This is a genomic window from Streptomyces sp. NBC_01283 (assembly GCF_041435335.1).
GTDB lineage: Bacteria > Actinomycetota > Actinomycetes > Streptomycetales > Streptomycetaceae > Streptomyces.
In genome coordinates, this window is the sequence record NZ_CP108430.1 from 4091557 (window position 1) to 4116683 (window position 25127).

22 protein-coding genes and 1 pseudogene are annotated in these 25127 nt (G+C 70.0%); 3 read left to right on the forward strand and 20 right to left on the reverse strand.

Annotation, left to right across the window (positions count from 1 at the left end; genetic code table 11):
- Positions 1-14 precede the first annotated feature (14 nt).
- Genes nuoK through OG302_RS18615 form a run of 11 tightly spaced genes read right to left on the reverse strand, consistent with a single transcriptional unit; the run spans position 15 to position 10863 of the window.
- A complete protein-coding gene (gene nuoK / locus OG302_RS18565) occupies positions 15-314 on the reverse strand; it encodes an NADH-quinone oxidoreductase subunit NuoK (RefSeq protein ID WP_249588397.1) in 300 nt (99 codons plus the stop codon).
- Positions 311-1126, reverse strand: a complete 816-nt coding sequence (locus OG302_RS18570; RefSeq protein WP_371527805.1) for an NADH-quinone oxidoreductase subunit J — start codon at positions 1124-1126, stop codon at positions 311-313. The genes nuoK and OG302_RS18570 overlap by 4 nt, the downstream gene beginning before the upstream one ends.
- Positions 1123-1794, reverse strand: a complete 672-nt coding sequence (gene nuoI / locus OG302_RS18575; protein WP_371527806.1) for an NADH-quinone oxidoreductase subunit NuoI — start codon at positions 1792-1794, stop codon at positions 1123-1125. The genes OG302_RS18570 and nuoI overlap by 4 nt, the downstream gene beginning before the upstream one ends.
- Positions 1787-3172: an NADH-quinone oxidoreductase subunit NuoH gene (gene nuoH, locus OG302_RS18580; protein ID WP_371527807.1), complete on the reverse strand. Its 1386-nt coding sequence runs from the start codon at positions 3170-3172 to the stop codon at positions 1787-1789. Before nuoH ends, nuoI begins: the two co-directional genes overlap by 8 nt.
- Positions 3169-5682, reverse strand: a complete 2514-nt coding sequence (locus OG302_RS18585) for an NADH-quinone oxidoreductase subunit G (RefSeq protein ID WP_371527808.1) — start codon at positions 5680-5682, stop codon at positions 3169-3171. The genes nuoH and OG302_RS18585 overlap by 4 nt, the downstream gene beginning before the upstream one ends.
- Entirely contained in the window at positions 5679-7040 is a 1362-nt protein-coding gene (nuoF, locus tag OG302_RS18590; protein WP_371527809.1) for an NADH-quinone oxidoreductase subunit NuoF, read from the reverse strand. Before nuoF ends, OG302_RS18585 begins: the two co-directional genes overlap by 4 nt.
- On the reverse strand, positions 7040-7846 hold the full coding sequence (gene nuoE, locus OG302_RS18595; protein ID WP_371750159.1) for an NADH-quinone oxidoreductase subunit NuoE: 807 nt from the start codon (positions 7844-7846) through the stop codon (positions 7040-7042). The genes nuoF and nuoE overlap by 1 nt, the downstream gene beginning before the upstream one ends.
- Positions 7847-7887: 41 nt before the next feature.
- Positions 7888-9210, reverse strand: coding sequence for an NADH-quinone oxidoreductase subunit D (locus OG302_RS18600; RefSeq protein WP_365823668.1), 1323 nt, complete (start codon positions 9208-9210; stop codon positions 7888-7890).
- Entirely contained in the window at positions 9210-9932 is a 723-nt protein-coding gene (locus OG302_RS18605; RefSeq protein ID WP_371527810.1) for an NADH-quinone oxidoreductase subunit C, read from the reverse strand. The genes OG302_RS18600 and OG302_RS18605 overlap by 1 nt, the downstream gene beginning before the upstream one ends.
- Entirely contained in the window at positions 9929-10483 is a 555-nt protein-coding gene (locus tag OG302_RS18610) for an NADH-quinone oxidoreductase subunit B family protein (protein ID WP_160506582.1), read from the reverse strand. The genes OG302_RS18605 and OG302_RS18610 overlap by 4 nt, the downstream gene beginning before the upstream one ends.
- Positions 10484-10503: 20 nt before the next feature.
- On the reverse strand, positions 10504-10863 hold the full coding sequence (locus OG302_RS18615) for an NADH-quinone oxidoreductase subunit A (protein WP_003992243.1): 360 nt from the start codon (positions 10861-10863) through the stop codon (positions 10504-10506).
- Positions 10864-11792: 929 nt separating this feature from the next.
- Here OG302_RS18615 and OG302_RS18620 point away from each other — a divergent pair.
- Complete coding sequence (locus OG302_RS18620; protein ID WP_361837016.1) at positions 11793-12608, forward strand: C40 family peptidase; 816 nt, start codon at positions 11793-11795, stop codon at positions 12606-12608.
- Between the two features lie 76 nt (positions 12609-12684).
- On the opposite strand, the gene OG302_RS18625 is transcribed toward OG302_RS18620, so the two are convergent.
- Both OG302_RS18625 and OG302_RS18630 read right to left on the reverse strand, forming a co-directional pair.
- A complete protein-coding gene (locus OG302_RS18625) occupies positions 12685-13011 on the reverse strand; it encodes a putative quinol monooxygenase (RefSeq protein ID WP_371527811.1) in 327 nt (108 codons plus the stop codon).
- Between the two features lie 49 nt (positions 13012-13060).
- On the reverse strand, positions 13061-14350 hold the full coding sequence (locus OG302_RS18630; RefSeq protein ID WP_361837010.1) for a geranylgeranyl reductase family protein: 1290 nt from the start codon (positions 14348-14350) through the stop codon (positions 13061-13063).
- Positions 14351-14447: 97 nt separating this feature from the next.
- Between OG302_RS18630 and OG302_RS18635 the strand changes: the two genes are divergently transcribed.
- Both OG302_RS18635 and OG302_RS18640 read left to right on the forward strand, forming a co-directional pair.
- On the forward strand, positions 14448-14972 hold the full coding sequence (locus OG302_RS18635; protein ID WP_371527812.1) for a GNAT family N-acetyltransferase: 525 nt from the start codon (positions 14448-14450) through the stop codon (positions 14970-14972).
- Positions 14973-15080: 108 nt separating this feature from the next.
- On the forward strand, positions 15081-15365 hold the full coding sequence (locus OG302_RS18640; RefSeq protein ID WP_371750160.1) for a serine/threonine kinase: 285 nt from the start codon (positions 15081-15083) through the stop codon (positions 15363-15365).
- 59 nt (positions 15366-15424) lie between these two features.
- On the opposite strand, the gene OG302_RS18645 is transcribed toward OG302_RS18640, so the two are convergent.
- From OG302_RS18645 to OG302_RS18675, 7 genes and pseudogenes are all read right to left on the reverse strand, one after another.
- The gene (locus OG302_RS18645; RefSeq protein WP_371750398.1) at positions 15425-18025 is read right to left on the reverse strand and encodes a hypothetical protein; all 2601 of its coding nucleotides are present in this window, start codon (positions 18023-18025) and stop codon (positions 15425-15427) included.
- Between the two features lie 24 nt (positions 18026-18049).
- A pseudogene (locus tag OG302_RS18650) lies at positions 18050-18118 on the reverse strand (zinc-ribbon domain-containing protein); the annotation flags it as partial.
- 216 nt (positions 18119-18334) lie between these two features.
- The gene (locus OG302_RS18655) at positions 18335-19027 is read right to left on the reverse strand and encodes a demethylmenaquinone methyltransferase (protein ID WP_371527813.1); all 693 of its coding nucleotides are present in this window, start codon (positions 19025-19027) and stop codon (positions 18335-18337) included.
- Between the two features lie 180 nt (positions 19028-19207).
- Complete coding sequence (locus OG302_RS18660; RefSeq protein ID WP_371527814.1) at positions 19208-19807, reverse strand: hypothetical protein; 600 nt, start codon at positions 19805-19807, stop codon at positions 19208-19210.
- 7 nt (positions 19808-19814) lie between these two features.
- Entirely contained in the window at positions 19815-21014 is a 1200-nt protein-coding gene (gene mqnC, locus OG302_RS18665; protein WP_371527815.1) for a cyclic dehypoxanthinyl futalosine synthase, read from the reverse strand.
- An 80-nt stretch (positions 21015-21094) separates the two neighbouring features.
- Positions 21095-21820, reverse strand: coding sequence for an A24 family peptidase (locus tag OG302_RS18670; RefSeq protein WP_371527816.1), 726 nt, complete (start codon positions 21818-21820; stop codon positions 21095-21097).
- Between the two features lie 99 nt (positions 21821-21919).
- Positions 21920-24922: a BTAD domain-containing putative transcriptional regulator gene (locus OG302_RS18675; protein ID WP_371527817.1), complete on the reverse strand. Its 3003-nt coding sequence runs from the start codon at positions 24920-24922 to the stop codon at positions 21920-21922.
- Positions 24923-25127 lie beyond the last annotated feature (205 nt).

Consider the following 25127-nt stretch of genomic DNA (forward strand, 5'->3'; position numbering starts at 1 on the left):
TTTTCAGCGACCCCTTACAGCTTCATCAGGCTGGCGTCGTCGACCGAGGCCGAGTGACGGGAGCGGAACAGCGACACGATGATCGCGAGGCCGACCACGACTTCCGCCGCGGCGACGACCATCGTGAAGAAGGCGATGATCTGGCCGTCGAGATTGCCGTGCAGCCGGGAGAAGGCCACGAAGGCGAGGTTGCACGCGTTGAGCATCAGCTCGATACACATGAAGACCACGATCGCGTTCCGCCTGATCAGTACGCCGGTGGCGCCGATCGAGAACAACAGCGCCGCGAGATACAGGTAGTTGACCGGATTCACTTCGACGCCTCCTCGGTCTTGGGCGACCGCTCCAGACGCTCCGCGGAGCGCTGTTCGAGGGCCCGCAGATCGTCGAGTGCCTCATCCGACACATCGCGGATCTGGCCGCGCTCACGCAGCGTCTTGTTGACCGTGAGCTCGGAGGGGGTGCCGTCGGGGAGGAGACCCGCGACGTCCACGGCGTTGTGCCGGGCGTAGACACCGGGGGCGGGCAGCGGCGGAAGGTGATTGGACCGCACGCGCTCCTCGGACATCTCCCGCTGCGTCTTGGCGCGTTCCGTGCGCTCGCGGTGGGTCAGCACCATCGCGCCGACCGTGGCGGTGATGAGCAACGCGCCGGTGATCTCGAACGCGAAGACGTACTTCGTGAAGATGCTCTCGGCGAGGCCCTCCACGTTGCCGCCGGCGTTCGCCTTGCTGAGTCCGGCGAATTCGTTCACCGAGGCGTTCCCGATCCCCGCGAAGAGCAGGAGGGCGAAGCCGAAGCCACAGATGCCGGCCAGCCAGCGCTGCCCCTTGATGGTCTCCTTCAGGGAGTCGGCGGCGGTGACACCGACGAGCATGACCACGAAGAGGAAGAGCATCATGATCGCGCCGGTGTAGACGACGACCTGGACGATGCCCAGGAAGTACGCACCGTTGGCGAGGTAGAAGACCGCCAGGATGATCATGGTCCCGGCGAGACAGAGCGCGCTGTGCACGGCCTTCTTCATGAGGATCGTGCACAGGGCGCCGATCACGGCGACCGCGCCGAGCACCCAGAACTGGACGGCCTCACCGGTGGAGGTGGTGTAGGCGGCGAGCTGCGTCATCGGTTGATCACCTCCCCCGACGCGGGTTCGGAGTCCCCGAAGGTGGAGGCGGCCTCCTGGGGCGTCTCCCCCTTGGAGAGAGCCACTTGGGGCACCGTGCCCGGCGCGGCTTCCGTCACGAGACCGCGGTAGTAGTCCTGCTCGTCCGTGCCCGGGAAGATCGAGTGCGGTGACTCGACCATGCCTTCCTCCAGGCCCGCGAGCAGCTGCTCCTTGGTGTAGATGAGGTTCTCGCGGCTGCTGTCGGCCAGCTCGAACTCGTTCGTCATCGTCAACGCGCGCGTGGGGCACGCCTCGATGCACAGACCGCACAGGATGCAGCGGGCGTAGTTGATCTGGTAGACGCGGCCGTACCGCTCGCCCGGGGAGTAGCGCTCCTCCTCGGTGTTGTCCGCGCCCTCCACATAGATCGCGTCCGCGGGGCAGGCCCAGGCGCAGAGCTCACAGCCGATGCACTTCTCCAGGCCGTCCGGATGGCGATTGAGCTGGTGCCTGCCGTGGAAGCGGGGAGCGGTGGTCTTCTCCTGCTCCGGATACTGCTCGGTCAGCCGCTTCTTGAACATGGCCTTGAAGGTCACGCCGAAGCCCGCGACGGGGTTCTGGAACCCCTGCTTCGATTGGTTCGACTCGTGTGGCTCGTGCTGCGGCTCTTTCTTCGACTCAGCCATCGGACGCCTCCTTTCCGTCACTTCGGGTTCCGTCACTTTGAGTATCCGTCCCACCACTGACAATCAACTCGCGCTCCTGGCGCGGGCGTCGTCGCGGTACGGGCGGCAGGCTCTGTCCGGGCAGGGGCGGGACCGGGAATCCGCCCGCCATCGGGTCGAAGGCCACCGGCTCCTCGCTCTCGGATCGTGCCGCCGCTTCCTTCTCGCGCTTGTCGCGGAAGATGTCGACGACGACGGAGAGCAACAGCAACGCGATGACTCCGCCGCCCACATAGAGCGCGATCGAGGTGAAGTCGTAGTTCTCGTTCCGCATCGCCTTGACCGTGGCCACGAGCATCAGCCAGACGACCGAGACCGGGATCAGGACCTTCCAGCCGAGCTTCATGAGCTGGTCGTAGCGGACGCGTGGCAGCGTGCCGCGCAGCCAGATGAAGAAGAACAGCAGCAGCTGGACCTTGATCACGAACCAGAGCATCGGCCACCAGCCGTGGTTCGCGCCCTCCCAGAAGGTGCTGACCGGATACGGGGCCCGCCAGCCGCCCAGGAAGAGGGTGACCGAGACCGCCGAGACGGTGACCATGTTGACGTACTCGGCGAGCATGAACAGCGCGAACTTGATCGACGAGTACTCGGTGTTGAAGCCGCCGACGAGGTCGCCCTCGGACTCCGGCATGTCGAACGGGGCGCGGTTGGTCTCGCCGATCATCGTCACGATGTAGATCAGGAACGACACCGGGAGCAGCAGGACGTACCAGCGGTCCGCCTGCGCCTCCACGATCGCCGACGTCGACATCGACCCGGAGTAGAGGAACACCGAGGCGAACGCGGCGCCCATCGCGATCTCGTACGAGATCATCTGCGCGCAGGAGCGCAGACCACCGAGGAGCGGATAGGTCGAACCGGAGCTCCAGCCCGCAAGCACGATTCCGTAGATGCCGACCGAGGCGACCGCGAGGATGTAGAGCATCGCGATCGGCAGGTCGGTGAGCTGCATCGTCGTGCGCTGGCCGAAGATCGAGATCTCGTTGCCCGCGGGCCCGAAGGGGATCACCGCGATCGCCATGAAGGCCGGGATGGCCGCGACGATCGGCGCGAGGATGTACACCACCTTGTCCGCGCGCTTGACGATCAGGTCTTCCTTGAGCATCAGCTTGATGCCGTCCGCGAGGGACTGCAGCATGCCCCAGGGGCCGTGCCGGTTGGGGCCGATGCGCAGCTGCATCCAGGCGACGACCTTGCGCTCCCACACGATGGAGAAGAGCACCGTCACCATCAGGAACGCGAAGCAGAAGACCGCCTTGACGGCGACCAGCCACCACGGGTCGCGGCCGAACATGGACAGGTCTTCCGCCGCGAGCGGCACCACGTTGTGCATCATGACGTCACCTCCGGGGCCTCAGAGGGCTCCGGCAGGAGCGCCGGGCCGATGCGGACGAGGTCACCGGGGCGCGCACCGGTGTCGGAAGTGACGCCTCCCCCGGTCGAGTTCAGCGGCAGCCACACCACACGGTCGGGCATCGCGGTGACCTGGAGCGGCAGTTCGGCCGTCCCCGCGGAGCCGGTGACGGCCAGCATGTCGCCGTCCTTCACGCCGGCCTCGGCGGCGGTGGCCGCGGAGAGCCTGGCGACCGCGGCGTGCCGGGTACCGGCCAGCGCCTCGTCGCCCTCCTGGAGACGGCCCTGGTCGAGCAGCATCCGGTGCCCCGCGAGAACGGCCTCTCCGGAGGCGGGCCTCGGCGGCTGAGCACCTGTCTCCAGGGGCTCGGTGGCGTGCGTTCCTTCCCAGCCGCCGAGCCGGTCCAGCTCTCGCCGGGCGGTGGCCAGGTCGGGAAGACCGAGATGTACGTCCCCGGCGTCGGCCAGCATGTGCAGCACCCGCGCGTCCGTCGGCGCCAGCGTGCGCGTCATCTGGTCGGGCTTGAGCGCGGCGTCGAACATCCGCGCCCTGCCCTCCCAGTTGAGGAACGTGCCGGGCTTCTCCGCGACCGCGGCCACGGGGAGCACGACGTCGGCGTTCGCGGTGACCTCACTGGGCCGCAGCTCCAGCGAGACCAGGAACCCGACCTCGGAGAGTGCTTCACGCGCGCGTGCCGGGTCGGGAAGGTCGGCGACCTCCACACCCGCCACCAGGAGCGCGCCCAGTTCGCCGGTTGCCGCGGCCTCGATGATCTGGCCGGTGTCGCGGCCGTAGCGGTGCGGGAGTTCGGCGACGCGCCAGGCAGCCGCGACCTCGTCCCGCGCGCGCGGGTCGGTGGACGGACGCCCGCCGGGAAGCAGCGAGGGCAGCGCACCGGCCTCGATGGCACCGCGCTCCCCCGCCCGGCGCGGAACCCACACCAGCCGCGCGCCGGTCGCGGACGCGGCCCGTACGGCTGCGGTGAGCCCGCCCGGTACGGCGGCGAGCCGCTCGCCGACCACGATCACCGCACCCGGAGCGCGCAGCGCCTCGGCCGCCTTGGCGCCGTCGCCCTCAAGACCGGATCCGGCGGCCAGCGCGTCGAGCCACTGCGTCTCGGTGCCGGGAGCCGCGGGCAACAGCGTGCCGCCCGCCTTCTCCAGGCCCCGCGTCTGATGCGTGGCGAGCGAGAACGTCCGCTGGCCGTGCTTGCGCCAGGCCTTGCGCAGGCGCAGGAAGATCCCGGGCGCCTCCTCCTCGGCCTCGAATCCGGCGAGCAGGACCGCAGGCGCCTTCTCCACTTCCGCGTACGTGACTCCGGCGCCGTCGAGATCCCGGCCCCGGCCCGCGACACGGGCGGCGAGGAAGTCTGCCTCCTCGCTGCTGTGCACGCGCGCGCGGAAGTCGATGTCGTTCGTGTCGAGCGCCACGCGCGCGTACTTGCTGTACGCGTAGGCGTCCTCGACGGTGAGACGGCCGCCGGTCAGCACACCGGCCCGGCCGCGCGCGGCGGCGAGCCCGGCGGCCGCGGCTTCGAGGGCCTCGGGCCAACTGGCGGCCTCCAGCTCCCCCGTCTCCGCGTTGCGCACCAGCGGCGTGGTGAGCCGGTCCGGCTTCTGCGCGTAACGGAAGCCGAAGCGGCCCTTGTCGCAGAGCCACTCCTCGTTGACCTCGGGGTCGTCCGCCGCGAGCCGCCGCATGACCTTGCCGCGCCGGTGGTCGGTGCGGGTGGCGCAGCCGCCCGCGCAGTGCTCGCACACCGACGGCGACGACACCAGGTCGAAGGGCCGGGAGCGGAAGCGGTACGCCGCCGAGGTCAGCGCGCCGACCGGGCAGATCTGGATGGTGTTCCCGGAGAAGTACGACTCGAAGGGGTCGCCCTCGCCCGTGCCGACCTGCTGGAGCGCACCGCGCTCGATCAGCTCGATCATCGGGTCGCCCGCGATCTGGTTCGAGAACCGGGTGCAACGCGCGCACAGCACGCACCGCTCGCGGTCGAGCAGCACCTGCGTGGAGATCGGCACCGGCTTCTCGTACGTCCGCTTCTTGCCCTCGAAGCGGCTGTCCGTGTCGCCGACCTGCATCGCCTGGTTCTGCAGCGGGCACTCGCCGCCCTTGTCGCAGACCGGGCAGTCCAGCGGGTGGTTGATGAGGAGCAGCTCCATCACGCCGCGCTGGGCCTTCTCGGCGACCGGCGAGGAGAGCTGCGACTTCACGACCATGCCGTCGGTGCAGGTGATGGTGCAGGAGGCCATCGGCTTGCGCTGGCCCTCCACCTCGACGATGCACTGCCGGCAGGCGCCCGCGGGGTCGAGCAGCGGGTGGTCGCAGAACCGCGGGATCTCGATGCCGAGGAGCTCGGCGGCCCGGATGACCAAGGTCCCCTTGGGGACGCTGATCTCGATGCCGTCGATCGTCAGCGATACGAGGTCCTCCGGCGGAACCGCCGCCTCGCCCCCTCCGGAGGGAGCGCTGTTGGTGGTCACTGTCATGCGTTCACCTCCGAATGTGCGGCGGGCCGGTCGGCCCAGAGAGTCGACTTGGCCGGGTCGAAGGGGCAGCCCTTGCCGGTGATGTGCTCCTCGTACTCCTCGCGGAAGTACTTGAGCGAGGAGAAGATCGGCGACGCGGCGCCGTCACCGAGGGCGCAGAAGGACTTGCCGTTGATGTTGTCGGCGATGTCGTTCAGCTTGTCCAGATCGGACATGACGCCCTTGCCCGCCTCGATGTCGCGGAGCAACTGGACCAGCCAGTACGTCCCTTCGCGGCAGGGCGTGCACTTGCCGCAGGACTCGTGGGCGTAGAACTCGGTCCAGCGCGTGACCGCCCGCACCACGCACGTCGTCTCGTCGAAGCACTGGAGCGCCTTCGTGCCGAGCATCGACCCGGCGGCGCCCACTCCCTCGTAGTCCAGCGGGACGTCGAGGTGCTCGTCGGTGAACATCGGCGTCGAAGAGCCGCCCGGCGTCCAGAACTTGAGCCGGTGGCCCGCCCGCATCCCGCCGCTCATGTCGAGCAGCTGGCGCAGGGTGATGCCGAGCGGCGCCTCGTACTGGCCGGGGCTGGTGACGTGGCCGCTCAGCGAATAGAGCGTGAAGCCCGGGGACTTCTCGCTTCCCATCGACTTGAACCAGTCTTTTCCGCGATTCAGGATCGCGGGAACCGACGCGATGGACTCGACGTTATTGACAACAGTGGGACATGCGTAGAGGCCCGCGACGGCCGGGAAAGGGGGACGCAGTCGCGGCTGGCCACGGCGGCCTTCGAGCGAGTCGAGCAGCGCGGTCTCCTCACCACAGATGTACGCGCCCGCGCCCGCGTGCACGGTGAGTTCGAGATCGAGTCCGCTGCCCAGGATGTTCTCGCCCAGGAACCCCGCCTCTTTCGCCTCACGCACGGCCTCGTGCAACCGCCTGAGCACGGGGACGACTTCACCACGCAGGTAGATGAAGGCATGCGAAGAACGGATCGCGTAACACGCGATCACGATCCCCTCGATGAGGGAATGCGGGTTCGCGAAGAGGAGCGGGATGTCCTTACAGGTCCCCGGCTCCGATTCGTCGGCGTTGACAACTAGATAGTGCGGCTTTCCATCTCCCTGCGGAATGAACTGCCATTTCATTCCGGTGGGGAATCCCGCGCCGCCCCGGCCGCGCAGACCGGAGTCCTTCACGTACGCGATGAGGTCGTCCGGCGCCATGGCCAGGGCCTTGCGCAGGCCTTCGTACCCCTCGTGCCGTCGGTAGGTGTCCAGCGTCCAGGACTTCTCCTCGTCCCAGAACGCCGAAAGCACCGGCGCGAGCAGCTTCTCGGGGCTCGTCTCGTTGTCGATCTCGGCTGCCAAGGTCATCACTCCCCCTCCTCGGCGGTCGGTCCGGCCGGGTGGGCCGGGTCGGATGCCGAGGTCTCCTGCGGTGCGTCGTGCGAGCTGAGGTGCTCGGCCGGCGCCTCGTCCTGCGGGCCGCCCGCGCGCGGGTGCACCACGCGCGGCTGAGCCACCTCGCCCTTGGCCAGGCGCAGTCCGATCAGCGAGGCCGGGCCCGCGCCGCCGGTCGCCTCGACGGCACCGGCGCGCTCGTCCGGGAAGCCCGCCAGGATCCGGGCCGTCTCCTTGTACGTGCACAAGGGGGCGCCGCGGGTCGGCTCGACCTGCACGCCCGCGCGCAGGTCGTCGACGAGCCGCTTGGCGGTCTCGGGAGTCTGGTTGTCGAAGAACTCCCAGTTGACCATCACGACGGGAGCGAAGTCACAGGCCGCGTTGCACTCGATGTGCTCCAGCGTGACCTTGCCGTCCTCTGTGGTCCCCTCGTTGCCCACACCCAGGTGCTCCTGCAGCGACTCGAAGATCGCGTCGCCGCCCATGACGGCGCACAGGGTGTTGGTGCAGACGCCGACCTGATAGTCACCGGAGGGCTTGCGCCGGTACATCGTGTAGAAGGTCGCGACCGCGGTGACCTCGGCGGTGGTCAGGCCGAGGACGTCCGCGCAGAAGGCCATGCCCGTGCGCGTGACGTGACCTTCCTCCGACTGCACCAGGTGCAGCAGCGGGAGGAGCGCCGACCGGGAGTCCGGGTAGCGGGAGATGATCTCCTTGGCGTCCGCGTCGAGCCTGGCCCGTACGTCGGCCGGGTAGTCGGGGGCGGGGAGTTGGGGCATGCCCAGGCTGACGCCCGCACCCTGTTGGGAAGGAGTGGTGGTCACCGGTCGACGCCTCCCATCACGGGGTCGATGGACGCGACGGCGACGATGACGTCGGCGACCTGGCCGCCCTCGCACATCGCCGCCATGGCCTGCAGGTTGGTGAAGGACGGGTCACGGAAGTGGACCCGGTAGGGGCGGGTGCCGCCGTCGGAGACGACATGCACGCCGAGCTCGCCCTTGGGCGACTCGACCGCGGTGTACGCCTGCCCGGCCGGGACCCGGAAGCCCTCGGTCACCAGCTTGAAGTGGTGGATCAGGGCCTCCATGGAGGTGCCCATGATCTTCTTGATGTGGTCGAGCGAGTTGCCGAGGCCGTCCGGGCCGAGCGCCAGTTGGGCGGGCCAGGCGATCTTCTTGTCTCCGACCATGACCGGGCCGGGCGCGAGGCGGTCGAGGCACTGCTCGACGATGCGCAGCGACTGGCGCATCTCCTCCAGGCGGATCAGGAAGCGTCCGTAGGAGTCGCAGGTGTCGGCGGTCGGCACGTCGAACTCGTAGTTCTCGTAGCCGCAGTAGGGCTGCGCCTTGCGCAGGTCGTGCGGCAGACCGGCCGAGCGCAGGACGGGTCCCGTGGCGCCGAGGGCCATGCAGCCCGCGAGGTCGAGGTAGCCGACGTCCTGCATACGGGCCTTGAAGATGGGGTTCCCGGTGGCGAGCTTGTCGTACTCGCCGAGGTTCTTCTGCATCTTCTTCACGAACTCGCGGATCTGGTCCACCGCGCCCGGGGGCAGGTCCTGGGCGAGTCCGCCGGGCCGGATGTACGCGTGGTTCATGCGCAGGCCGGTGATCAACTCGAAGATGTCGAGAACGAGTTCACGATCACGGAATCCGTAGATCATGATCGTCGTCGCGCCCAGCTCCATGCCGCCGGTGGCGATGCACACCAGGTGCGAGGAGAGCCGGTTGAGCTCCATCAGGAGCACGCGGATGACCGAGGCGCGGTCCGGGATCTGGTCCTCGATGCCGAGGAGCTTCTCGACCCCGAGGCAGTACGCCGCCTCGTTGAAGAACGGCGTCAGATAATCCATGCGCGTGACGAACGTCGTGCCCTGCGTCCACGTGCGGTATTCGAGGTTCTTCTCGATGCCCGTGTGCAGATAGCCGATGCCGCAGCGGGCCTCGGAGACGGTCTCGCCCTCGATCTCCAGGATGAGCCGGAGCACACCATGGGTGGAGGGGTGCTGCGGACCCATGTTGACGATGATGCGCTCGTCGTCGGACCGGGCCGCGGACTGGACGACCTCGTCCCAGTCGCCGCCGGTGACTGTATATACAGTCCCCTCGGTCGTCTCCCGAGCGGAAGCATGAGAAGTGGACATCAGCTGTACGACCTCCGCTGGTCCGGAGCCGGGATCTGGGCGCCCTTGTACTCGACGGGGATACCGCCGAGGGGGTAGTCCTTGCGCTGCGGGAAGCCCTGCCAGTCGTCCGGCATCATGATCCGCGTCAGCGCCGGGTGACCGTCGAAGATCAGGCCGAAGAAGTCGTACGCCTCGCGCTCGTGCCAGTCGTTCGTCGGATAGACGGAGACCAGCGAGGGGACGTGCGGATCGGCGTCAGGGGCACTGACTTCGAGCCGGATCAGGCGATTGTGGGTGATCGAGCGCAGGTGGTAGACGGCGTGCAGCTCGCGGCCCTTGTCCTCGAGGAAGTGCACCCCCGAGACGCCCGTGCAGAGCTCGAAGCGCAGGGCCGGGTCGTCGCGCAGGGTCTGGGCGACCCGGACGAGGTGCTCGCGCGCGATGTGGAAGGTGAGCTCGTCGCGGTCGACGACCGTCTTCTCGATCGCGTTCTCCGGCAGGAGCCCCTGCTCTTCCAGGGCCCCCTCCAGTTCGTCCGCGACTTCGTCGAACCACCCGCCGTACGGGCGCGCGGTGGCGCCCGGCAGGGTGACCGTGCGCACCAGGCCGCCGTAACCGGACGTGTCGCCGCCGTTGTTGGCGCCGAACATGCCCTTGCGGACGCCGATGACCTCGCCGGCCTCGTCGCGGGGGGCGGGAACGCCGTTTCCGTTGAGGTGCTCTTCGTGCGCGTCGCTCACCGCAGCAGCCCCTTCATCTCGATGGTGGGGAGGGCCTTGAGGGCCGCCTCCTCCGCCTCGCGGGCCGCTTCCTCGGCGTTGACCCCGAGCTTGCCGCCCTGGATCTTCTGGTGAAGCTTGAGGATGGCGTCCATCAGCATCTCGGGCCGCGGCGGACATCCGGGCAAATAGATGTCAACAGGGACGATGTGGTCCACACCCTGCACAATCGCGTAATTGTTGAACATCCCGCCCGACGAAGCGCAAACCCCCATGGAAATGACCCACTTGGGGTTGGGCATCTGGTCATAGACCTGCCGCAGGACCGGCGCCATCTTCTGGCTCACACGTCCGGCCACGATCATCAGGTCGGCCTGACGCGGTGAACCGCGGAAGACCTCCATGCCGAAGCGAGCCAGGTCATAACGCCCGGCTCCCGTCGTCATCATCTCGATGGCGCAGCACGCGAGGCCGAAGGTCGCGGGGAAGACGGATGACTTGCGCACCCAGCCCGCGGCTTGTTCGACGGTGGTCAGCAGAAAACCGCTCGGCAGTTTCTCTTCGAGTCCCATGCTCTTGGCCCCTCAGACCTTTAGTCCCATTCCAGGCCGCCACGCCGCCATACGTACGCGTACGCGACGAAGACGGTGAGCACGAAGAGCAGCATCTCCACGAGCCCGAAAATCCCCAGCGCGTCGAAGGTGACGGCCCAGGGGTAAAGGAAGACGATCTCGATGTCGAAGACGATGAAGAGCATCGCCGTCAGGTAGTACTTGATCGGGAATCGCCCGCCGCCGGCCGGAGTCGGCGTCGGCTCGATACCGCACTCATACGCCTCGAGCTTGGCGCGGTTGTACCGCTTTGGACCGATAAGCGTGGCCATGACCACGGAGAAGATCGCAAAGCCTGCCCCGAGGGCTCCCAGCACGAGGATGGGCGCATAGGCGTTCACGCTCCTCGCTCCTCTCAGTCGGCACTGACTGTTGGCGGTTGCACTGGACTGCGCCCCGCCCTCACGAAGATCGCGTACATGTGAAGCAGGTCACAAGCCCAACTGCCCCGCATCTTATGCCCGCCGGTCTGTGATCTGCGACACGGGGTGCGACAACGGCTTTGTGATCTCCACCACCTGACGAAGGATCATGAAGTCGGATGAGCGGTGATCTTCATACGCGAAGCGCCTGAGTGATCACCAGAGGTGACATCTCAGCGCGTCACCCCTGGTCGGGAGGGGGTCGCCCTATCAAGGGATGGCCGCCGCAAGCAAATTGGCGCTGGACGCGATGGCTTGATAGTGGCGGCTCGTTCACACTTTGGCGGGAGAGGCGTGGACGGGAGTGGACGACAGCGGGCGGCGACGGACGACCCCGGACGCCCCGAACGGCCCGAACGGCCCGAACGGCCCACTGAACGCGTGCACCGATTCACGAGCGACCGGAGCGGCGTCTTCACGAGCGACCGGAGGGACATCCGCCCGAGGTCGAATCGGCACCCCCTCAGCACGAGCCCGTCGTCGATCCCTCGTCGATCCGTCACCGATCCCCCATACGGGCAACACCCCTGAATTCTTCGGGAGATCTCGGGAAGGTCTCGGCGGGATCTCGGAGAGATCCCCCGGGCCTATGCCTGTGACCTGCGCCACACCGCCATGAGCGGCGAATTAACCGGGCTTGGCCAACCGGCTCAACCGGTGGTAGTCCACGGGCAATTCGGGCGTATCGCAGAAAACCCATGATCACAGGCGTGATCACCCCTGTCCGCATTGCCCGTTACGGCGTCAATAAGAAGTGACACGCCCGGGATTCGCGGCTCTCAGGGGCAACTGTGGCGCAGACCACGTTTCTTGATGGGAACCCTGACTCCCTGATAGCGGTTGTTCTCATGTCCCACACCGCTCACATACCCAGCCACCGGAAGCCCCGTCGTAGCGCCACGAAGCAGGCCCTGCGCGCCGGAGTTGCCGGTGGCGTCCTCAGCACCCTGGCAGTGGCCGCGGCAGCTGGCACGGCGACCGCAGCCGAGCCGGTGACCGAGACCATCGAAATGCCCACGCTCACCACGGATCTCTCCACGCAGATCGCGCAGTCCGCGGAAGCCACCCAGCAGACCGCCGACAGCTACGAGCTCCGTGCCGAGCAGGACGCGGCCGCCGTGAAGGCCGCCAAGCAGGCCAAGGAAGACCAGGCGCAGGCCGAAGCCAAGGCAAAGGCCAAGGCGAAGGCCGAGGCCGCCGCCAAGAAGAAGGCGGAGGAGGAGCGCGCCTCGCGTTCGTCCGAGCGCACGACGCTCAGCGCCGCCGGCGGCTCCAGCGCCTCCACCGCCGATGCGCCCGCCCCGGCCAGCGGCAGCGTCGGTTCGGTCATCAGCTTCCTCAAGGCCCAGCTCGGTGACGCGTACGTCATGGGTGCCTCCGGACCCAACGCCTGGGACTGCTCCAGCCTCGTCCAGGCCGCGTTCAAGCAGGCGGGCGTGGACCTTCCGCGCGTCTCGCAGGACCAGTCGGTCGCCGGTACGCCGGTCTCGCTCTCCAACGTCCAGGTGGGCGACATCCTTTACTGGGGTGGCGCGGGCTCCGCGTACCACGTGGGTGTGTACATCGGTAACGGCCAGTACCTCGACGCCGCCAACCCCGGCAAGGGCGTTGTCATCCAGGACCTGTCGGGCTACCCCGCCGACGGCGCCGTGCGCGTCCTCTAAGGGCCCTCACAGCCACTCAGAAGGGCCGGGAACCCCCCAGTGGGGTTCCCGGCCCTTCTGCGCGCGTTGCGGGGCTTCAGCTCTTCGGCGAGAGCTCGCCCATCTCGGACCAGCTGCTGCCCGGGATCTCGGTGTGGATGATCTCGGGGGTGGAGGCGATCAATTCGGACATCGACTCCATACCGGCCTTGAAGTGGTCGGAGCCGACGTGCGCCGCGCCCGCCTCCTGCGAGGCGAAGCCCTCCAGGAGGACGTACTGGTTGGGGTCGTCGACGCTGCGGGACCAGTCGTAGAAGAGGTTGCCCTCCTCCGCGCGCGTGGCCCGGGTGAACTCGGCGGTCCGCTCCAGCCAGCTGTCGGCGTACTCGGGGCGGACGGTGAACTTGACGGCGATGAAAATCATGCGGCCAGCCTCGTACCACCCACGGGGTAAGGGCAAATCGGGCAGAGCGTCACGCCTTTGGTGCCACCTTGCTCAGGCCGTTGATGATGCGGTCCATCGCGTCGCCGCCCGTCGGGTCGGTGAGGTTGGCCAGCATCTTCAGCGTGAAGCGCATCAGCATCGGGTGCGTCAGGCCGCGCTGCGTGGCGATCTTCATGACCTTCGGGTTGCCGATGAGCTTCACGAAGGCGCGGCCCAGCGTGTAGTAGCCGCCGTACGTGTCCTTGAGGACCTTCGGGTAGCGGTGGAGGGCGAGTTCGCGCTGGCCGGGGGTCTGGCGGGCGTGCGCCTGGACGATGACGTCCGCCGCGATCTGCCCGGACTCCATGGCGTACGCGATGCCCTCGCCGTTGAAGGGGTTCACCATGCCGCCCGCGTCGCCCACCAGGAGCAGGCCCTTGGTGTAGTGCGGCTGGCGGTTGAAGGCCATCGGCAGGGCGGCGCCGCGGATCGGCATCGTCATGTTGTCCGGGGTGTAGCCCCAGTCCTCCGGCATCGAGGCGCACCAGGCCTTCAACACCTCGCGCCAGTCCAGCTCCTTGAAGGCGGCGGAGGAGTCGAGGATGCCGAGCCCGACGTTCGACGTGCCGTCACCCATGCCGAAGATCCAGCCGTAGCCGGGAAGGAGCCGGTCCTCGGCGCCGCGCCGGTCCCACAGCTCCAGCCAGGACTCCAGGTAGTCGTCGTCGTGGCGGGGAGAGGTGAAGTACGTGCGGACGGCGACGCCCATCGGGCGGTCGTCGCGGCGGTGCAGACCCATCGCGAGGGACAGCCGCGTCGAGTTGCCGTCGGCGGCGACCACCAGCGGGGCGTGGAAGGTGACCGGCGTCTTCTCCTCGCCGACCTTGGCGTGCACGCCGGTGATGCGGCCCGTGCGGTCGTCGACGATGGGGGCGCCGACGTTGCAGCGCTCGTGCAGCCTGGCGCCCGCCTTCTGGGCCTGACGTGCGAGCTGCTCGTCGAAGTCGTCGCGCTTACGGACCAGGCCGTAGTTCGGGTAGGCGGCGAGTTCCGGCCAGTCGAGCTGCAGCCGTACACCGCCCCCGATGATGCGCAGGCCCTTGTTGCGCAGCCAGCCCGCCTCCTCGGAGATGTCGATCCCCATGGACACGAGCTGTTTGGTGGCGCGCGGCGTCAGGCCGTCGCCGCAGACCTTCTCCCTGGGAAACGCGGTCTTCTCCAGCAGGAGTACGTCAAGCCCGGCCTTCGCCAGGTAATAGGCGGTCGTGGAACCGGCTGGCCCGGCCCCGACGACGATCACATCAGCGGTGTGTTCGGTGAGGGGCTGGGGTTCGGTCACGGCGGGTTCTCCCCAAGGCTCGAAATCTGTGTGCCGGCGGGCACGTGTTATGGGCAGTCTATGCAGCGGTACTGATCAGCCAGCCGAAGGGCCACCCGTGACAAAGCAGGCACTGCCGACCAAGACCCTGCCCGCCGTACACCTGCGCGTTCCGACCCACGAGGACGCCTTCGTCTGGCACCGGCTCTTCGACGACCCGGATGTCATGGAGTTCCACGGGGGCGTGTCGGCCGAGCTCTCGGTGTACGAGGAGCTGACCGCCCGGCAGCGCAGACACGACGCCGAACGCGGCTTCTGCTTCTGGACGTTGCTCGACGCGGACGGTGAGCCGATCGGCTTCACCGGGGCGCAGCCCTGGCCGCACGAGTGGGGACCCAAGGGCGAGATCGAGATCGGCTGGCGGCTCGGCCGGGCCGCCTGGGGCAAGGGGTACGCGACCGCCGCCGCGCGGGCGGCCCTGGACCGGGTGCGCGCGGCGGGCGTACGGGACGTGGTGGCGATGGTCGACGCCCGCAACGCACGGTCCGTGGCGGTGACCCGGCGGCTCGGCATGGAGCTGGCGCAGACCCTGCCGGTCCCGGGGTCGGAGCGGGAGGCGCACCGCTTCCGGCTGACCCTGTAGCGGTCTACTCTGCGGGTACCGCAGGGGGTGACGACCGTGCCCAATACGCCCGACGCAGCCGATGTGCCCGGGACGGACGACGTGCGCGTGCCGCGGCTGATCGGTCTCATGGCCGTCGACGCGCGCGAGTCGGCGGCGAAGCACGGCGTGCTGCTCGCGGCGCCGGACCGCCCCGACTTCCACCGGGTCGTCCTCGATCACGTGGTCCGGCAGTACCCCCTCCCCGGGATGTGGATCCCACGCGATGCCGTCGTCACCGTCTGGTTCGAGCTCGGCCCCGGCGAGGGCGAGGGCGGCGCGGGCGTGCGCGAACCCCGCCGCCCGGAAGCTCCGGACGGCGGGCTGCGGCAGGAACTGGACGAACCGGACAACGAGGTCGGCGCCGTGCTCTGACGCCGACCGCTGTGGCGCCCGCCTTCGTGGCGCCACCCGGTGTCTCAGCTACCGGTGCCTCAGCCGTTGAGCCGCCAGTGTTCGAGCGCGATCCCGTGGATCTTCTCGCCCTCGCCCACGGGCCAGGAGTCCTCGCGCCAGGAGAGCTGGATGGCGTACTCGGTGCCGTTGTCCGCGACGTAACTCTGGTCCAGCGCGTGGATCTCGCGGCCCGCCCTGTCGGTGTAGGTGTACTCCCAGATCGCGCCGCTGCGCCCCTGGAAGGTGTTCGGTTCGAGCCGCACCCGCTGGTAGTCCGACTTCTTCGGGTCCTTCTTCGCGTCCTTCTCGATGGTCGTGAAGTTCTCGTACGAGGTGTACGGGGCGTTCGGGACGACGCCGACGAGGAACTGCTCCGGGCCGGTCGACCCGGCGTACACGATCTGGCCGGGACGCTCCTCGCCCTGCCGGTTCCAGCCCTCGGGCACGGCGAACTCGAAGCCGCTCACGTCGGACACCCGGTCGTAGCCCGCGGGCAGTTCGGATTCGGGGGTGCCGTCCACGGTGTCCGGGCTCGCGCTCGGCTCCTCCGTGGGGGTGACGAAGGGGCTGTCCGAGGGGGACGGCGACGGCGGCTGCGTCGGGTCCTGGCTCCCGCTGACGGCGGGCTTGTCGTCCTTGCCCCCGGCCTTGTCGGCCGAGCCGTCGTTGCTGTCCTGCCAGAGCAGGACGCCCGCCGCGATACCGCTGCCGATGACGAAGGCCGCGGTGAGGGTGGCGACCCAGAGGGCGGTGCGGCGCTCGGGAGCGGCGGGGGGCTGCGGGCCCAGCTGGTAGGCGTGCGGGTCGTAGGAGGCGGGGGCGTAGGCGGGGGTCGCGGCCGGGTCGTACGCGGCCGGGTCGTACGCGTGCTGTGGCGCGGGCAGGGCGAGGGGCGTGGAGGGTGTGGGGCCAACTCCCGGTGCGGGCTTGTCCATCGAGACGGGGCCCACGAGTCCGACGGCGCCCTCGGTGGGCGCGTCGGCCAGGGAGCCGGCCGCGTCGGAAGCTCCGGGCGCACCCGTGGGGCCGGCCGGCACCGGCGGGACCTGCGGCGGCACCGGCGGCGCGACGGACCCCGTCCGCTGCCCCGCCATCTGCAACAGGAACGGCGCGATGAGCGCGGCGGCGAAGACCCAGAGCAGCCCGAACAGCAGGGCGTCCGGCACGCTCACGCCCGCCTCGAAGGTGCCCTTGCCCGAGCCGCTGCCGCCTCCGCCACCGAACTCCGCCGACGCGCTTCCGGACGCGTCGACACTGACCCCGCCGACTCCGGCGAGGAACAGGAAGAGCCCGAAGAAGACCCCCGCGGAGAGGAGCTGCTCACCCCGGTGCGCGGAGCGGCGCGCGGCCAGCAGGCCGAGGACCAGCGCGCACACGAGTCCGAGCGTCAACGCCCCCACGATCGCCCAGTCGTTGGTGACGTCCCCCAGCTCGGAGAGCCCGAAGGATTCACTCTCGTAGCCGCCGCCGTACGCCGAACTGCTGCCCTGCACGGACGCGTCGAGCGGCGCTCCCCAGCCGAGGCCGAGGGCGGCGATGCCGAGGTTCGGCAGCAGGAGCAGGGCGATGAGCAGGGGGGACACGTCCGCCTCGTCGAGGTCGGCGAGGCTTTCGAGGTCGTCGATCTGGGCGAGGCTGATGAACGCGACGAGCGAGCACAGGACAAGCACGACCGCCAGCGCACGCAGCGCGGTGCCGGTGGCACGGAACGCCGCCTGCCAGCCCGGCCGTTGGGCCAGCCACGGGGCCAGGTCGTAGCGGTGCAGCACACCGAAGGAGACGGCGAGTGCGAGTACGAGCGCGCCGAGCGCGGCAAGGAACGGCGACGAGGAGAGCGAGACGCCCTCGATCTCGGGCTGTGCGAAGAGGCCCAGCACGAGGGTGCCCACCGTCACCAACAGCGTGACGCGCACGGTCGATTCGAGCCCGGCCGTGCCACCGCCGCGGCCTCCGGTACGCAGGAGGACGCGGGTGCGCAGGATGCGTACGCCGATGAAGAGGGCCCCGATCCACAGGGCGGTGGCGGTGAGCGGGATGAGGTGCAGAGCGGCGCTGCCGTCCATGGCGGTCTCCATGCTGGAGCTGTCACCGCCGAACACGGACGACTGCTGCCGCCCGCTCCCCGAGACCTCGAAGCCGCCGCCCACGGCCTGGAGCAGCAGTGCGAGGGCGATCCGGAGCCGGTCACCGAAACCGACGACCACGTCACCGCCGCCGTCGCCCTGCCCGTAGGAGGGCATGGCCAGCGCGACGGCCGCGACGAGCACCAACCCCACGGGCCACAGGGCGGCTTGCGCGGCCCCTGCCCAGTCCCCGCGGAACGCCCGTCCGAAGAAGGCGCCGAGGGGCGAGGGGGCTGCGGGTGCGCCCGGAACGTACGCGGGTGGGGGCGGGGACGCGGGGGCCTCGGGCGCGGGGGCCGCCGGGGTGGGCGGAAGTTCGGGTGCGGAGAGGGAGACCGCGGTGTAGCCGGGGCCGGCGGGGGTGCTCTCGGGCGGGCCTTCCGCTGCCTTTTCGCCGGGTGCGCCTTCAGGTGACCCATCGCCGGGTACGTCCGCCGCAGGTTCACCCGGCGTCGTGCCCGCGGAGGTCGGAGCGCCGAGTTCCGCCGCGGGCAGGTCCACGGGCCCCTCGCTCACCGTGGTTTCACGCGGGCGCTCTCGACCGCACTTCATGCAGAAGCGGGCCTCGTCAGGGGTGGGTGCCCCGCAGTGAGGGCAGTTCGACGCCATGGGGACGCTCCGTCATTGGGGAGATGACCAGAAAGACCGACCCGTTCGGGCGACGATGGCAACTGCCGGTGCGAAAGAGCGGATCCGCATCGACACCGTCGCGTCGGCGGAGTCCTATCACAACGGACACATCTTGCCCGGCGCCTGGTTCCCGTCAACTCGGTTCACAACGCAGGATTTCACGCATTCCCCCGTCGTGGGCGTCCCACCGCGGGCCTAGGCCTTGAACCCCCGGTGCAGCGCCACGACGCCACCCGTCAGATTCCGCCACGCCACCTTCGACCAGCCCGCGTCCTGCAGCCGCGCGGCCAGCGTCGGCTGGTCCGGCCAGGAGCGGATGGACTCCGCGAGGTAGACGTACGCGTCGGGGTTGGAGGAGACCGTGCGCGCGACCGGCGGCAGCGCCCGCATCAGGTACTCCTCGTAGACCGTGCGGAACGGCGCCCACGTCGCGTGCGAGAACTCGCAGATGACGACCCGGCCGCCGGGCTTCGTCACGCGGTACATCTCGCGCAGCGCCTGGTCCGTCTCGTGGACGTTGCGCAGGCCGAAGGAGATCGTGACGGCGTCGAACGTGTCGTCCTTGAACGGCAGCTTCGTCGCGTCCCCCGCCGTGAACGGCATCCAGGGGTGGCGTGCCTTGCCGACCTGCAGCATGCCGAGCGAGAAGTCGCAGGGCACGACGTACGCGCCTGCCCGCGCGAAGGGCTGCGAGGAGGTGGCGGTTCCCGCGGCCAGGTCGAGGACCTTCTGCGCGGGCCGTGCGTCGACGGCCTTCGCGACCTCCTTGCGCCACAGCCGGGCCTGGCCGAGCGACAGCACGTCGTTCGTGAGGTCGTACCGTTCCGCCACGTCGTCGAACATCGAGGCGACTTCGTGCGGCTGCTTGTCCAGAGATGCGCGGGTCACCCGGCCCATTGTGTCAGGCCGGTCTTCTCTCTTGGCGGCGGCTCTCTGGCTGCCGCCCGCTTCGCCTGCGGCGGGCTTCCTCGCGGGAGCGTCTGCCTTGTGGCGGCCGGTCCGCGGATGCGGGTCTGTTGTGGTTGCTCGCGCCGTTCCCCGCGCCCCTGAACGCCCCTGCGGGGCGGCCTAGCGGGCTCGGTAGACCAGGCGGCCCGCCAGCACCGTTGCCACGCACGTGTCCGTGCCCTGGCTTACCAGTTCGGCTCGGGTGGGGACGTCGAAGATCGCGAAGCGGGCCGGGGCACCCTGGGTCAGGGGCGGCAGGAGGACCAGCGGGGTCGGTGACAGGGACGCCGGGCCCGGCAGACTCGGCGGGCGGTGGCCGATCGCCAGGCCCGCCCTGCGGACGGTGTCGACGACGGGGCGGGCCCGCAGTTCGCCCGCGACCGCCACCGTGCCGTGCGCGAAGAGCCGCTGTACGCCCCGGCGGGCGCTGGCGCCCACCCGGGACGGATTGGAGCGGAAGAGCGCCCGCGCGCGCTCCCCGCCGATGGGCTCGGTGCCGAGCCAGCCCGCCTCACGCGGGTCCGGGTGATAGGTGTCCTCGAGGAGCTCGGGGCCGTACACGTTGAGCAGGCCCGGCGTGAGGATGCCGGGCCAGCGCCGGACGCGCGCGTCCGGATGCGCGGCGGCAAGCTCCTCGTACGGGCCGACGGCGGCGACGCTCGCCCCGTCGACCAGGACCGCCGTCTCCGGCGACCCCTCGGCGACGTGAAGTGTGCGCAAAGCGGCCTCAGTTGCTGGCGAGGAGCTTCAGCTCGGGGTGAGCCGTGCCGCCCTCGATCGCCGTGGAGGAGATGTGCGAGGCGACGCGGTCGTCGGTCGGGTCGTTCGCCGGGTCGTCGTGCACGACGAGGTGCTCGTACGTCGTGGCGCGCTGGGCCGGGACACGGTCGGCGGTGCGGATCATGTCGATCATGTCGCGCAGGTTGTTGCGGTGCTTGGCACCGGCGGAGGAGACGACGTTCTCCTCCAGCATCACCGAGCCGAGGTCGTCCGCGCCGTAGTGCAGGGTGAGCTGGCCGGCCTCCTTGCCGGTGGTCAGCCAGGAACCCTGGATGTGGGCCACGTTGTCGAGGAAGATCCGCGAGATCGCGATCATGCGGATGTACTCGAAGATGCTCGCCTGCGTACGGCCCTTGAGGTGGTTGTTCTCGGGCTGGTACGTGTACGGGATGAAGGCCCGGAAGCCACCGGTCCGGTCCTGCACGTCACGGATCATCCGCAGGTGCTCGATGCGCTCGGCGTTGGTCTCGCCCGTGCCCATGAGCATCGTGGACGTCGACTCGACGCCCAGGCCGTGCGCGATCTCCATGATCTCCAGCCAGCGCTCGCCGCTCTCCTTGAGCGGGGCGATGGCCTTGCGCGGGCGGGCCGGGAGCAGCTCGGCACCGGCACCGGCGAAGGAGTCGAGCCCGGCGGCGTGGATCCGCTGGATCGCCTCCTCGGCGGAGACCTTCGAGATGCGGGCCATGTGCTCGATCTCGGAGGCGCCGAGCGAGTGGATGACCAGCTGGGGGTAGGCCTTCTTGATCGCCGAGAAGTGCTCTTCGTAGTACTCGACGCCGAAGTCCGGGTGGTGCCCGCCCTGGAACATGACCTGCGTGCCACCGAGCTCGACGGTCTCGGCGCAGCGCCGCAGGATGTCGTCGAGGTCGCGCGTCCAGCCCTTCTTGGTGTCCTTCGGGGCCGCGTAGAAGGCGCAGAACTTGCAGGCCGTCACACACACGTTGGTGTAGTTGATGTTGCGCTCGATGATGTACGTCGCGATGTGCTCGGTCCCGGCGTACCGGCGGCGGCGGATCGCGTCGGCGGCGGCGCCGAGCGCGTGCAGCGGGGCATCGCGGTAGAGGTCGAGCGCCTCTTCTTCGCTGATCCGCCCACCTGCGGCGGCACGGTCGAGGACGGACTGAAGGTCGGCCTTCTCGGTCACCGGGGCGTCCCTTTCGTAGGGTTCGTAAGGGTTCTGGACGGACTGATTCAGCGTACGCCAGCCGGTTCCGGCGCCCGACGTCAGGCGGCGTACGCCCCGATGAGCAGGCCCACGAACGCGCCGCCGATCAGGAACGGCCCGAACGGGATCGCCGTCTTGCGTCCGGCGCGGCGGGCGATGACGAGCCCCGTCCCGTACAGGGCGGCCAGCAGGAACCCGGCGAAGGTGCCGAGCACCACCGCGCCCCACCCGTACCAGCCGAGGACGGCCCCCAGGCCGAGCGCCAGCTTCACGTCGCCGAAGCCCATGCCGTTCGGGCTGATGAGGAAGAGCACGAAGTACGCGCCGCCGAGCGCCAGCGCCCCGTACACCGCGTGCAGCCAGGAACCACCGTGCTCGGGCAGCAGCGCGGCGCCCCCGAGGAGGACGAGGGCCGCCGCGGCGAGCGGCAGGGTGAGCACGTCGGGCAGCCGGTGCACGCCGAAGTCCACGACGGCGAGGAGTACGCCGACGGGAGCGACCAGCAGCCAGACGGCGAGCTCGGGCCGCGGTCCCGTCGCGGCGGCCAGGGCGGCGCAGACGAGGGCGGTGGCGAGGGCGACGCTCGGGCCGCGGGGCCCGAAGCGGTCTCCCTGCGGGCACCGCGTGAACCCGACCCAACCGCCGAGGGGGTGCCCGTCGGGGCATACGGAACGCCAGGCTTCGTCGGGCGCCACGGAGAGCCGGTAGACGGCACGGGGCACGAGAAGCCCGGCGAGGGCGCCCCAGAGGGCGCCGCCGACGACGAGGTACACCAGGGGGTCCAACGGTTCACCCTCTAGACGCGGAGATACGGGCGGGTGGGTGGGAGACATCCGCCGCGAAACGGCGGGCTCGAAACCGCCCCACCCCCCGCAGCGGACGAACTACCCGACGGCGGAAAGCCCACTACGCCAAGCAGGAAGCAACTCATCCAGCAACGCCTCGGTCCGAGGCGGCACGCCCCGCGCCCCACTCCGCGCAACGAGATCGGCGGCCACCCGCTGAAGCCGCGCCGGGTCACCCACGGCGTGCGTGGCCCGCAGCAGCTCGTTCCAGAGCCGCTCGTCCCCCGGCGCGGAATTCAGCGAGGCGTTCAGCGCCTCGATGGCCTTCTCCGCGCGCCCCTTCTCCAGGTGGAACTCGGAGAGGGCGAGCCCGATGTCGGCGACCAGCAGCGGCAGCTGCGCGTCGATGATCTCGTGCGTGAGCCAGGCGTACCGCCCCTGCGGCCGGTCGGAGAGCAGCGGCCCGCGGACGAGCACCAGCGCGTCGGTGAGCATCCGCCCGCGCACGGCCCGGCTGCTGGCCCCGCGGCCCTGGGTCGCCTCGTGGTACAGCGACCGCAGCACGTCCAGGTCGGAGACCACGGACTTGGCGAGCGTGAGCCGCCCGCTCCGGTCGGCCCGCAGCCGGGGCGACCCGTCGGGCTCGGTGCCGAGCCACTCCCGCAGCCGGTCGATGAGCGCGTCCCGTACGTCCTCGGTGACACCGCGCGGCCACAGCGCGGAGGAGAGCACCCGCGGGTGCACGCCCTCGCGGTGCAGCAGGAGCAGCGCGAGCGCCTCGTGCATCAGCGGGCTGCGCTCGCCGTCCGGCGTGTCGAGGCCGATGATCTCGTACGTGCCGACGAGGCGTGCGTAGACCGCGGGCCGCCCCTGCTCGGTGACGTCGACGAGGAACGGCGGGGTGGCGCCCGTACGGCCGGCACTGCCGCCTTCTCCGCCGCCCTCGCCCGGATCGGCGTCGACGAACAGCTCCACGACGGCCCGCTGCTGGGCCTCGGGCAGCGCCTGCGCCTCCAGTTCGAGCCCGAGCAGCGGGGCGAGCAGCTTGCCCTCGGGGGTGATCTCCATCTCCCAGGCGGCGCCCGGCAGATCACCGGACTCGGTGCCGACGAGGTAGCCGATGCCCAACCGGCTGGCGTCCGCGGCCAGTTCGGCGAGCTGCACTGCGTCGTCCCCGGTGGGCTCCGCGGCGAGCAGCACCAGGTGCGGCGCCCAGCGGGTGTGCTGCGCGGGCCCCGTACGCCCGGTGAGGACCGAGTCGTGCCCGGCCGCCCCCAGGGCGCCGCGCCGCTGCCGCGTCTCCGCCTCCATCGTCTCGATGAGCGCCTCGATGTCGTCGAGGTGCCGCAGACGGTTGGGCGCGAGCGGCGTCAGGTCCTGCCCGAAGCCGACGAGGGTGATGGTCATGCGGTCGGACCAGCCGTTGGTGGCGAGCTCGGCGGCGACGGAGGCGAACACGGCGGCACGGTCGGCCTCGCGCCCGCTCAGCGACACGACGCCGGGCACGGCCTCGAGGTTGAGCAGCAGCCGCGAGTCGTCGAGCGTGCCGAGGCTGACGAGCCCCGGGTAGGGAGCGGCGGTGTCCACGTCCTCGTACCGCTCGGCGTCGGACCGCGACAGCATCCAGAACGTCTGGTCCTGCCCCAGCTGCCAGGGAGCGGGCGGCCGGCCCGCGGGCTGGGCGAGCTGGAGGTGCAGATCGCCGTTGCTGAGCCAGGCGGCGTAGACGGTCGGCAGAGCGCGGGACTCCTCGGCGAGGGAGGCGGCGAGCCCGCGGAGCGACAGATCAAGAAGGCGTACGCCCTCGGGGTCGGCGCCCACGAGCAGCGCGTCCTGCGCGTCGGCCGCGCCCCCGGTCGGCGTCGGCGGCTCCATGCCGCGACGTCCGCCGACGGCGCCCATGGCCGACTGCCACAGCGCGTGACGGCGACGGCGGCCGAGCGCGCCGAGGAGACCGGCGGCGAGGAGCGGAGCGCCGATGAGCGCCTCGGGCAGTCCGAAGGAGAACCCTTCGGACTCGCTGCCACTGCTGGCGACGGGCGCTTCCTGCTGCCCGTGCCCGCCCGCGGAGGGCCGCTGCTCGGGAAGGGTGATGTGCGCGGTGTCGCGGTCGCCCTGCTGGCCGCCGCCCTGCTCTTGGGCGCCGCCTTGCTGACCCGCTCCTTGTTGGCCGCCGCCCTGCTGGTGATCCCCGGACTTGGCGTAGTCGGAGATCTGCTCCTTCACGTCCTGCGAGACCTTGGGCGCCTCGTCGGGCATCTCGACGAGCTCGCCGCCGTGCGCGTCCGCGGGCATCTCCATGATCCAGCCGGGCCGGATGAGGCTGGCCTCGGACAGGCGGGACCCGTCGGGCTGCTCCCGGTCCTTGTTGAGCTGGTAGATCTCCTTGTACCGCCGTCCGTCCCCGAGGTGCCGCTCGGCGATCTCCCACATGGAGTCGTGGTGACGCCCCTCGGGCGGCTGGATCCGGTAGTACTTCGTGTCCCCGTCCTTGGCCGTGCCGCTGCCCGCGTGTGCGGCAGCGTGCTCGGCCTGTTCGGCGACGGCGGATGCGGCACTCCCGGCCTGCTCCTGCCCGAAGAGACCGCCCGGGGTCTGCTGGGCGGAAGCGGCGCTCGCGGGCTTCTGGTTCCCCTCCAACGACTGCCCGAACTGCGAGAGCCCCGGCGCGAAGCTGGCTGCGGTGGCGCCCACCAGGAGCAGCGCGGCGACGAGCTGCCGGGCGAGCAGCTGACTGCCCCCCGCACCGGGAACGCGGTTGGGCATCCCGACGCCGGAGAGCGCGGCCTTCACCTCGACGAGCACACAGGCGGTGAACTGGGCCCAGGCCAGCCAGACCACGACGGTCAGTACGTTGATGAACGTCCCGACCGTGATCTCCTGCTGCAACCAGTCCAGCGAGGGCGCCCCGCCCGGAAGCGGCCACCCCACGGAGTACGCGAGGGCGCCAGGCACGCCGACGACCAGCGCGGCCAGCGCGACAAAGGCGAAGAACGCCTTGACGAAGTCCCCGAACGTACGACGACGCCGGGGCAGCGGCTGCGGCGTCCGATTCCGTGGAGCCGACGGGCCGCCTGTCGAACTTGAAGTGGTGCGCGCCATGGCGGGTGTCCTGTTGTCCTCTGAGAGGGAGCGGATGTCGATCGACCGACCTGGCGATCGTGTGATCGGGCGATCGTGCGATCTGGGTCAGCGGTACGTCTGTGCGCTGAGCGTACTGAGGCGATGGTACGGAAGGGGCCGGAGGTCAGACAGGGGCAACGGGGGCTGCGGCCTCGGGCAGCCTTCTACGGGTGTCCGCTTAGCC